This is a genomic window from Rummeliibacillus sp. TYF005, assembly GCF_003844195.1.
Taxonomy (GTDB): Bacteria; Bacillota; Bacilli; order Bacillales_A; family Planococcaceae; genus Rummeliibacillus.
This window is the reverse complement of record NZ_ML122579.1, coordinates 19,267-29,355: the sequence shown is the minus strand read 5'-3', so window position 1 is coordinate 29,355 and position 10,089 is coordinate 19,267. Positions and strand designations below refer to the sequence as shown.

The window sequence follows — 10,089 nt, the reverse complement described above, 5'->3', positions numbered from 1 at the left end:
CGGGAGTTAATCACTCCCTCCTACTCGATTTATTTTCGAAAATGAGATTAACTTTGATAGCTATGTTCATTAGAACTTTATTATTAAAATGAAAAATGTATATAAAAATACTTGTGGTGTTGTAGAAAAATCTACAACATTTTTTGTTTTAGCGTTGAAGATTAAACCTATACTTACATAGAATATATAAATTAAAAAGGCAACATTACAGAGCAAAAAACGTCTTAAATTAACAAATTGAATTTTTAGTGGATTAGGTAGGGTGGTTATCTTTGAAAAAAATTATTTATTCAATAATAGCGTTATGTGCTGTGGTCGTTTTTGTGTATATGAACCAGTATTGGCTTAAAGTGACAAAATATTCGATTGTAGCTCAAAAATTACCGAATGCTATGAATGGATTACGAATAGTTCAAATTTCTGATTTACACTATGCTACATTTGGTTATAAACAAAAGAAGCTAATCCAAAGAGTAAAGAAAGAAAAACCGGACCTTATTTTTATTACAGGTGATTTAGTGGATCGCTATCATTATGATTTAAACCAAAGTCTGGAAGCTATGAAGGGGTTTGTTGATATTGCACCCGTGTATTATGTAACTGGCAATCATGAAGAAGCGCTTAATATTAAAGGCGTCTTAGCAGAAAAATTATCTCAGCTAGGTATTCATGTGTTATTTAATAGCAATAATTATTTTGAAAAAAACGGTGCAGTTATACAAATAGTTGGAATTAATGACCCGTTAAGTGGAGAAAACGCAGAAGAAATGCTTTATAAATCTATGAAAAATGATGGAACATATAAAGTATTACTTGCACATCGCCCAGAAGATTATCAAGCTTATGAAAAAAGTGGGATCGATTTAACGTTCAATGGACACGAACACGGTGGTATTATACGAATTCCGGGAATAGGAGGAGTGATTGACCACAACTTCAACCTCTTTCCATCATCGCATATTGATGGAGTTGAGAAATTGGGAAACTTAACCCAAGTAATAAGTCGAGGATTAGGTAATAGTGGATTCACTTTCCGCATATTTAATCGACCTGAAATCGTAGTGGCGGAACTGAACAAATCTCGAGAAGAAATAAAGTCATCGGAAAATAAATAAATCTCGAGAATAAGGAAATAAACACTTTGAAAAAAGAAATAAATCACAGCGAAGAAACAAACTTCCCCAAGAATCCATCATATAAAAATCATAAAATCATTCGTGAATACAAGTTTTTGATTTCTTCGCTTGTTGGCTCAATTTAATGGTAATTATGGAAGCTACCACAACACCAGTTATCAAACAATGATACATATCTTTAAAAATCAATCCAAATATAACCCCGATAATTACGCCCATAACAATAATAGATACACGATCTCTTTGTGACATTTTTTAATCCTCCATCTTATTTAAAAGTAGATTTACTTTGTGAAGAGCGAATTGCAGGTCACGACGATCTTCTTCGTTTAATTTGCTTAGGTTTTCACTGAACTTTTGATAAATTGCCTTCCATTTTTCTTCTTGAGTCTTTGTTCCTTTTGCTGAAAGAGAGATGAGGATGGCACGTTTGTCTTTTTTATCAGTTTCTTTTATCAAGTAACCAGTTGATACTAACTCACTTATGATGTTTGTTAGTTGTTGTTTGGCTACATTTAATCCGGAACTAATCTCTTTCAGGTTCAATGACTTTTGTTGCATATAGATATACTCAATGACATGGTTTTGCATATGAGTTAATTCAGATGCTCCTTTGTTTAGTTCGCTAAAGCTTTCAAATAAGTTAGGTATCAGTGCAATATATTCTTTTGCTATTTCTTGATTCAATATAAATTGCCTCCTTTTAGTAAATATATTATTACTAATAAAGTTCAATTTCAATAATAATATTAAAAAAAGTAAAAATATATTTACTAATAGTTAAAAATAATCGACATAAGTTCTAAAATCTCTCCAATTTTCTTAAAATATTTGTAAGGGGGGAAGTGATTGCTCGTTGATGGGGTGTTTTCAGGTGGTGGAATTAAGGGGTTTGCATTTGTCGGTGCACTTCAAGTATTAGAAGATCGAGGCATTTATTTTGAGCGAGTTGCCGGAACGAGTGCGGGAGCAATTTTGGCCTGTTTTATTGCGGCTGGATATTCGGCAGATGAAATTGAAAAATTGCTTGATGAGCTAGATGTAGCTACTTTTTTAGATTCACCAATGGCTTTTAGCTCTATACCATTTATGAGATGGATTAACCTTTATTTTCGTATGGGATTGTATCAAGGAAAAGAGTTGGAAAAATGGTTTTATGAAAAACTAGCTGATAAAGATGTCTATACATTTGATGATTTGCCAGAAGGGGCATTAAAATTGATAGCATCTGATTTAACGAATGGTAAAATGATTGTCTTGCCAGATGATTTAGAAGAATATGGGGTTAATCCTGGATCATTTTTGATATCGCGAGCTTTAAGGATGAGTTGTGGCGTTCCGTTTTTCTTCCAACCTGTGAAGATGAGAGTTTCAGGAGGGGAGTCCATCGTTGTAGATGGTGGTGTATTAAGTAATTTTCCAATTTGGTTATTTGATGATGAAAACAAACGGAAAGGTCGGCCAATGCTGGGATTAAAACTAAGTAGCGCAAAGGAACATATGGAACCTCATAAGATTAAGAATGGACTTAATTTATTTGAAGCGCTCTTTAGCACGATGAAGGATGCACATGATGAGCGATATATTTCCAGAGTGCATGAAAAGAGTATTATTTTTATTCCGGTTGAAAAATATAGTGCCACAAAATTTGATTTGAATGAGGAGACAAAACTTCAATTAATGGAGATTGGAAGAAATCGCACACTTCAATTTTTGGAAAGTTGGAAGGATTCACCTTCTTAATGCTAAAAAAATGAATATTCAATATGTTCCATTTTTTCTTGATAACTATCAAAAAATAGTCAATAAATAATAAAATTCTTCCAAAGCTAATATAGCTATATAATCCTTTGGAATTAAGTGGTAATATAAGAACTAAGAACTATAATATATTTCGAAAGGTGATACTAATGAATTATGAAAATGTTTCGTAAACTAACATTTCAACTAGGTACAATCATTGCTGGAATCATAATTGTAATGATGTTAATCACTTCAATTGCAACATATAAAACAGCTTATGATAAGCTTTATGATGCTGCAGGAGTTGAAGCTTATGGTTGTGCAAATATTACTACGGGTTTATTGAATTCTATTGATATTGACAATGCATTGTCAGGAGATCAAGCGGCAAAGGATAAAATCAGTGACCAAATCAAGTGGACTGTAAATCATAAAGATATTTTTGAAACGCAATATATATTAGATCTTAATGGAAAAATATTAGCATTAGATGAACATCTTAAAGCGAAAGGCTTTTCAACTGGAGACTCATTCCACGTTGATAAGGATGCTATCGACATGTTGCTGAAGATGAAACATTCAACATATTCTCAACCATATACATATGGCGGTTTAAAACGAATTTCTGGATATGCGCCAATTTATAAAGATCATGATCCAAATAAAGAAATCGTAGCTATTAGCGTTATTGATTTTGATGCAAATATTGTTAAAACAAGAACATGGGATGTGGTGAAAAAAGGAATCTTAGTAAGCATTATTCCAATGCTATTAGCTACAATTATCACATTCATGTTAATTCGCAGAAAAACAAATCCTATTTCAAAATTGATAGAGCAAGCTAAACAAATTGCAGAAGGTAATCTTGCAGTCCAAAAAGTAAAAATTAAAAGTAAAGATGAAATAGGCGATTTAGCTAATATACTCAATAAAATGACAAATAATTTACAACAAATGGTTTCGACTATGCAGAAAACATCACATCAGTTAACATCTAATGCAAATTCAACGACGACTTCATTGAACGAAATGAGTAGTGCTGTACAAATTGTTTCTAACAATATAGAAGAAGTGTCTGTGTCTGTTTCTGAGGGCGCTAATCATACAGAAAAAGCAGCTAACATGTTGATGTCACTTGCAAATGATTTCAAAGATATGAAAGAACAAGCTGATGAAACTGTAGAAAAATCTAATAAGACAATGGAAATTGCATTAACTGGGGAAGAAAGAGCAAAAGAAATTAAAGTAGACATGGAACTTATTCAGAAGGGATCAAAAGAAGTAAGTGATACAATTCAAAATTTAGTTGAGTCGGCAAAAAAAATTCAAAACATCACGACTTCTATTTCAGAAATTGCAGATCAAACTAACCTACTAGCTCTGAATGCTTCCATTGAAGCAGCAAGAGCAGGGGAGCACGGTAAAGGATTTGCAGTCGTTGCAGAAGAAGTACGTAAACTCGCAGAACAATCAAATGGAGAAGTTCTAAAGGTAAATAACCTTGTGAAAGATATTATGAATCACATACAACATGTCCTTATATCAGCTGAAGATAATACAAAGTATATTGAAAAAGGATCGGAGACTGTTCAACATACGGTGCATGCACTGAACGATATTTCGATGTCTGTCGCAGAAACAGTAAAAGAAATTACTACAATTTCAGATCTAATGACTGCAGAGACAAGCAAAGCTGACCAAGTTGGAGAATCACTTGATGAATTTACAAATACTATCAAAAACATCGAAAATACTATTATCGATATTTCAGCAGCTGCAGAGCAAACAACAGCAGGGATTGATGACGTATCGCATCGTTCTGAGAAAACAAATAGAATGGCTGTGGAACTAGAAAATAATGTCCAAAACTTTCAATTAAAAGAATAAAAAATAGCACCTCCATTTGTAAGAGTATATTCTAACAAATGAAGGTGCTATACTAATTTGTTTAAACTTTTTTCCCCATAATGATCAAATCTCTTTTTACTCCATCTAACTCAGCAACTTCTGGTAAATGGGCCCATTTTTCAAATTGAAAATCAACAAAAAGATGTAAACTTGCATCATTGTGGGCAAATATAAATCCTAATAAATTTTGAATTTTTAAACTTGGACATGCATCTATTGCATGTTTTAATGTAAGTTTGCCAATTCCTTTTCCTCTAAATTTTTCATCTAGATAAATACTTAACTCCGCAGTTGAATCATATGCAGGTCGTCCATAAAATGATTGGAAACTTATCCATCCACAAATCTCGCCTTCATATTCGACGACCCACAAAGGTCTCTTTGATGGATTATGCTCATTAAACCATGGTGTACGCTCTTCAATCGAAACAGGTTCAGTATCTGCTGTCACCATTCTACTTGCAACAGTTGAGTTATAAATCGCAACTATTGTTGGTAAATCTTCGATGTTTGCATCTCTAAAAGTTACTTTTTCTATCATGAAAATTTCCCCTTACTAAATAAGATGACCTACTAGTTTTTGTAGATTTGAAATAATTGATACACAGTGGAGATTAAAAAGTGAAGCTCCGCTTTAATGTTAATAATTTTAGCACTTTATTTTGATAATATGAATCATAATTTTAAGAGAAGTTAAGTATTCTACGGTTCTGCCGATTGAAGAAGTGTTAGTTAAATAAGAAAAGTAAAAAAGCCATTGTATACAATCGAGAACACAGAAAAAGTGAAAATAATGAATATTTATATTCATATTCTTTTTCGATGAACTTGATAATGTAAGCATGGCTTTTTTGAGTTATTTTCTTTTCTTCCCAATCTCTTTTGATAGATTTTGTTTTTTCTTTTCCTTTTCAAATTCGATTAGCACATTAATCGTTTGCTCGGATATTTTGATAATATCAATAACTGTACCTTTTCGGCCCTTAATCTTAATAGGATCATTGACTAACGGTAATGTTTCTCGTAATTGACTTAAAACAACGGTTTTCTTTTCATAAAAATGAACATTATACATCTTCTACTATCCCCTTATAGAACAATTTATTTTGTTCATTTTATGAAAAGAGGAGAAATATAGAACAATTTTTTAGTAGTTTAGTCAATTTTATAAATACTTTACTTATAATATACTATATGTTCAATATGCCGCTCCAGATGGCGCTTTCCGCGGGCGAGCGTTGAGCCTCCTCGCTTTCCGCAGGAGTCGCCATCTTCCGCTATTAGACAATAATCTAATAGAAATAGCACAAATAATCCCCTCATTCAATTTCCATGTTTTATATCAAAACTTCGAATTATGAAATTGACTCAGTTTAGTAAATTCTATTTTGAAGAGATATGAACTAATATATGATTTTTGTTTAAGATTTTCAATAATCCGTATCCCATTATCGCCCCTGTGAAAGAACTAATTGCAAATGCAGGGACTAAACCAAATAAACTTGCTTTTTGTCCTAAAAGTAATATAGCAATTGGATAAGTGGCTACGGCTCCAATAATACCTGTGCCAATGACTTCTCCTATTCCAGCAAATGCTATTTTTTGGGTTTTCGCAAATAGGAAAGAAGCGAGAAATGCACCAATCATGCTACCTGGATAAGCAAACACAGTTCCAGTTCCAAGTAGTAATCTAAGGGTAGAAGTTATGAAAGCTTGCAATACTGCATACCAGGGTCCCAGAAGTACGGCGGATAATATATTGGCAAAGTGCTGTATAGGAAATACTTTCACAAAGCCTAAAGGAATGTAAATAATATTACTCGATATGGTTGTAATGGCAGCAATAATAGCGGTATAGGTTAGTTTTCTCGAATTGTTCATGGTATTCACCCCTTATTTAGCAATTATATTTTCCATAATTTCTTCGGGTTTCACGTGGCTTTTAATAACGTCCTTTTTATACAGCCACTTTTCAGCTTGTTCCCAACTTTCTTTTTCTTGATAGCCAAATGGTACGCCATCATCCTCCATAAGTGGTAAAAGGATTTCTAAACTTTTGGTTTCAACATCTTTATCTAGTGGGAAACTATCATTTTCGTGATCTAGTAACACTTGAAGACTCTCTTTTGGACTTTGCTTAACAATTTCTTGGCCTTTAGTAACGGCTTTCCAAAATCTCTCGATATCATCTCTTTTATGGTTTAAAGTGTTTTGACCTGTTACGATGACTAATTCATAATTGTCAGGTACACCAAAATCGCTTGTTTTAATGGCTTTCATATCATATCCTTCTTTGTTTAATAAGACATATTCATGATTGATGTAACCGCCAATAATAGCATCCACATGATTAGTTGCAACAGAAGAGATTAAATCCCAACCTACATCTGTCATTTTCACTTTACTAAAATCGCCTCCATCTGCTTCGACCATAGACTTAAGTGTCGCTTCGCTTAATTCACTAGAAGAATAGCCTACATTTTTCCCCTCTAAATCTTTAGGTGAATCAATACCAGAAGATTTTTTCATCATTAAACGGTCGAGTGGATGTCTAACGAGTGATGCAATAGAGACAATCGGGATTCCTTCAGATTTTGATAAAATTGCTTGATTTTGATAGCTGATTGCCAAATCTACTTTTCCCGTAGCTGCAAGTTTCAGAGGATCATTTGTATCTGCAGGCATTTCAATTTTTACATTTAAACCTTCATCTTTGAAATAACCTTTCTCTTTTGCTACATAAATGGCAGAATGGACTGCATTTGGATACCAATCTAGCATGATACTAATATTATCTAGTTTTTTGCCATTTTCTGTGGAAGCTTGATTATTTCCATTACAACCTGTTAAAAATACGATTAAGAAAAGTACAATTGCAATATTCATCCACTTCTTCATGTTTAACATCTCCTATTAATTTAGTTGGCTTTGCTCCATTTATTTGTAACTCTTTTTTCTATCCATGACGCTAATGCAAATAATAGAATACCTACAATGGTTAATACTGTGATAGCTGCAAAGACGCCTTCGGCATTTAAGTTTCCTGACATTCTTCTGCTATAATAGCCTAACCCTTCACTTGCACCGAGCCATTCTCCAATAGTGGCTCCAACAAGGGCAAAAACAATGGCCATTTTAAAGCCTGAGAAAAAGGAAGGCAGTGCCATTGGGATTTGTAACTTTTGAAAAATTTGAAATCGGTTTGCGCCCATCGAACGTAGCATTTCGATATATTCTTTATCACAGGACTTCAAACCGTCATAAGTTCCCACAACAATAGGGAAGAAACAGATTAAGAAAGTGACAGCCACCTTGCTCCAGATGGTATATCCAAACCACAGTACAAAGATTGGGGAAAGTGCAATAATAGGTATCATTTGTGAGATCACCACTGCTGGATAGACAATCTTTTCAATAGTTTTTGAGAAAAACATGATAACTGCAATAAGTATGCCCCCAATGACAGCGATAGAAAATCCAATAAAAAATTCTAACATTGTGGCACTTAAATGCTCGATTAAAAGTGGTTGCCAATTCGCAAAAATCATTGATACAACCCCAGTTGGTGCTGGTATGATAAAACTTGGAACAATTTTAGACCGTACAAGCCATTCAACAATAGCAAGTACAATGATTGAAAATCCGATAAATAAACTATAGGTTTGTAGAAAATTTTTGAGTGCTTTCATTTGCAATTTTCTTCTCCAATTCTTGACGTAGTGTTACGATTTCTTCAGAAAAAAGCATTTCCGATTTTCGTGGACGTGGCAAGGGTATTAAAATTTCTTCTATCCGTTGATCTGGATGTAATAACAAAATCCGATCACTAACAAAAATGGCTTCTTCTAAATCATGTGTGATAAAAACAATCGTTTTGTTTAAATCTTGCCAAATGGATAATAACCAAGATTGCATTTCCTTTTTTGTCAATGCATCAAGGGCTCCAAAGGGTTCGTCGAGTAAAAGCACATCTTTTCCTGTTAATAGGGCACGTAAAAAAGCTACACGTTGTCGCATACCTCCAGAAAGTTGTTTTGGTAGTGCGTGCTCGTATTCACTAAGGCCTACTCTTTGTAACCAAATCCTCGCTTCATCCTTCGATATATGTAAATCCTTTTGAATTTCAGACGCAATTAAAATATTATCGAGAATCGTACGCCAAGGAAGTAGTAAATCCTTTTGTGGCATATAGCCAACATCACCTAAAGAAATCTCTAGATCATCAATGCGGATTTCACCTTCGTCGGGTTGAAGAAGACCCGTCATTAATCTTAAAATGGTACTTTTCCCAGTCCCGCTTCTACCTACAATAGAGATGAATTCTCCCTTTTTTATCTCCATATTCAGTTTTGAAATTACTTGATTTTTTTGTTTGTCCTTGTTGCTATAGCTATAAGAAATATTTTTTAACTTAAGTGTCATTTTTTCTCCCTCCTAAAACAAAATAAAAACTGCTTCCTATAAAGAAAGCAGTTTCGGTAAAACATTAAATAACATGTCTCATAAACTACTTTCCTCCGCTAGTGCAAACTAGATCAGGTTCAAAGGGTACAATCTCAGCCAATTGGCGCCCCTAGTAGAATCAATAATATTTAATTGTTGTTTCGTACAAATAAAAAAACCACTCAATAGGAGAGTGGGTTAAATAACAAGAATCATTACTTATATAACTCACTTCCCTCCGCTAGCGTAAACTAGATCAGGTTCAAAGGGTTTAGAACACCGGTGTTCAGTCTCAGTCCGTCCTCGGACACCCCTAGTGCTATTCAGTTTCCTTATATAGCTTATCACGTACAAAAATTTATGCAAGACTTTTCATTATTAAGATAATCTGGATAAAAAATATAATTTGAGGACATTTTTGACAATTGTAAAGTTTGAAGCATATACTATATTCAAACGGATGTTTGACTGAGGTGGATGATTTGAGTAAAGATGCTCAGAAAACGAATTCAGATAGTTGTGAAGTATTTTGTTACAACGAAGAAAAAGTAACGAAGATAAAACAGCAAATAGAAGAAGTGAATGGTGTTGAATTGCTATTTAAGGCATTAGCCGATTCAACAAGGTTAAAAATTGCATATGCTTTAACTTTAGAAAAGGAATTATGTGTATGCGATGTAGCAAATATCATTGGTTCTTCAACTGCAACTGCTTCGCACCATTTACGATTATTAAGAAATATGGGATTAGCGAAATTTCGAAAACAAGGAAAGCTCGCCTTTTATTCATTAGCAGATGAACACGTACACCAACTAGTATCAATTGCAATGATTCATACAAATGAAGGAAAAGAATAAAG

The 10,089-nt window shown here is 33.6% G+C and carries 12 protein-coding genes and 2 riboswitches; of the genes, 4 read left to right on the top strand and 8 right to left on the bottom strand.

Annotated elements, in window-relative coordinates; genetic code table 11:
• Positions 1-272 precede the first annotated feature (272 nt).
• Positions 273-1,115, top strand: coding sequence for a metallophosphoesterase (locus tag CW357_RS15050; protein WP_233548035.1), 843 nt, complete (start codon positions 273-275; stop codon positions 1,113-1,115).
• Positions 1,116-1,211: 96 nt separating this feature from the next.
• Here the strand turns inward: CW357_RS15050 and CW357_RS18350 are convergent, their stop codons facing one another.
• Positions 1,212-1,388: a hypothetical protein gene (locus CW357_RS18350; RefSeq protein WP_164489620.1), complete on the bottom strand. Its 177-nt coding sequence runs from the start codon at positions 1,386-1,388 to the stop codon at positions 1,212-1,214.
• Between the two features lie 3 nt (positions 1,389-1,391).
• Complete coding sequence (locus CW357_RS15045; RefSeq protein ID WP_119415183.1) at positions 1,392-1,823, bottom strand: MarR family winged helix-turn-helix transcriptional regulator; 432 nt, start codon at positions 1,821-1,823, stop codon at positions 1,392-1,394.
• Positions 1,824-1,985: 162 nt separating this feature from the next.
• On the opposite strand from CW357_RS15045, the gene CW357_RS15040 reads away from it, so the two are divergent.
• A complete protein-coding gene (locus tag CW357_RS15040) occupies positions 1,986-2,879 on the top strand; it encodes a patatin-like phospholipase family protein (protein ID WP_119415182.1) in 894 nt (297 codons plus the stop codon).
• A gap of 174 nt (positions 2,880-3,053) precedes the next feature.
• Positions 3,054-4,766, top strand: coding sequence for a methyl-accepting chemotaxis protein (locus tag CW357_RS15035; RefSeq protein WP_119415181.1), 1,713 nt, complete (start codon positions 3,054-3,056; stop codon positions 4,764-4,766).
• Between the two features lie 61 nt (positions 4,767-4,827).
• Here CW357_RS15035 and CW357_RS15030 read toward each other — a convergent pair whose 3' ends face one another.
• The 6 genes from CW357_RS15030 to CW357_RS15005 all read right to left on the bottom strand — a co-directional run bounded on the left by CW357_RS15030 (position 4,828) and on the right by CW357_RS15005 (position 9,209).
• A complete protein-coding gene (locus CW357_RS15030; protein WP_119415180.1) occupies positions 4,828-5,328 on the bottom strand; it encodes a GNAT family N-acetyltransferase in 501 nt (166 codons plus the stop codon).
• Between the two features lie 315 nt (positions 5,329-5,643).
• Positions 5,644-5,862 carry a hypothetical protein gene (locus CW357_RS15025; protein ID WP_119415179.1) on the bottom strand — a complete coding sequence of 73 codons (219 nt, stop codon included), beginning with the start codon at positions 5,860-5,862 and terminating at the stop codon, positions 5,644-5,646.
• Between the two features lie 308 nt (positions 5,863-6,170).
• Positions 6,171-6,668, bottom strand: a complete 498-nt coding sequence (gene thiW / locus CW357_RS15020; RefSeq protein ID WP_119415178.1) for an energy coupling factor transporter S component ThiW — start codon at positions 6,666-6,668, stop codon at positions 6,171-6,173.
• A gap of 12 nt (positions 6,669-6,680) precedes the next feature.
• Positions 6,681-7,685 (bottom strand): ABC transporter substrate-binding protein, encoded by a 1,005-nt coding sequence (locus tag CW357_RS15015; protein ID WP_119415177.1) that lies wholly within the window; start codon positions 7,683-7,685, stop codon positions 6,681-6,683.
• Positions 7,686-7,705: 20 nt separating this feature from the next.
• Complete coding sequence (locus tag CW357_RS15010) at positions 7,706-8,476, bottom strand: ABC transporter permease (protein ID WP_119415189.1); 771 nt, start codon at positions 8,474-8,476, stop codon at positions 7,706-7,708.
• Complete coding sequence (locus CW357_RS15005; protein WP_119415176.1) at positions 8,442-9,209, bottom strand: ABC transporter ATP-binding protein; 768 nt, start codon at positions 9,207-9,209, stop codon at positions 8,442-8,444. The genes CW357_RS15010 and CW357_RS15005 overlap by 35 nt, the downstream gene beginning before the upstream one ends.
• A gap of 73 nt (positions 9,210-9,282) precedes the next feature.
• A riboswitch (TPP riboswitch) is annotated at positions 9,283-9,372 on the bottom strand.
• A 74-nt stretch (positions 9,373-9,446) separates the two neighbouring features.
• Positions 9,447-9,555: riboswitch (TPP riboswitch) on the bottom strand.
• A 157-nt stretch (positions 9,556-9,712) separates the two neighbouring features.
• Here CW357_RS15005 and CW357_RS15000 point away from each other — a divergent pair.
• Positions 9,713-10,087, top strand: coding sequence for an ArsR/SmtB family transcription factor (locus tag CW357_RS15000; RefSeq protein ID WP_119415175.1), 375 nt, complete (start codon positions 9,713-9,715; stop codon positions 10,085-10,087).
• Positions 10,088-10,089 lie beyond the last annotated feature (2 nt).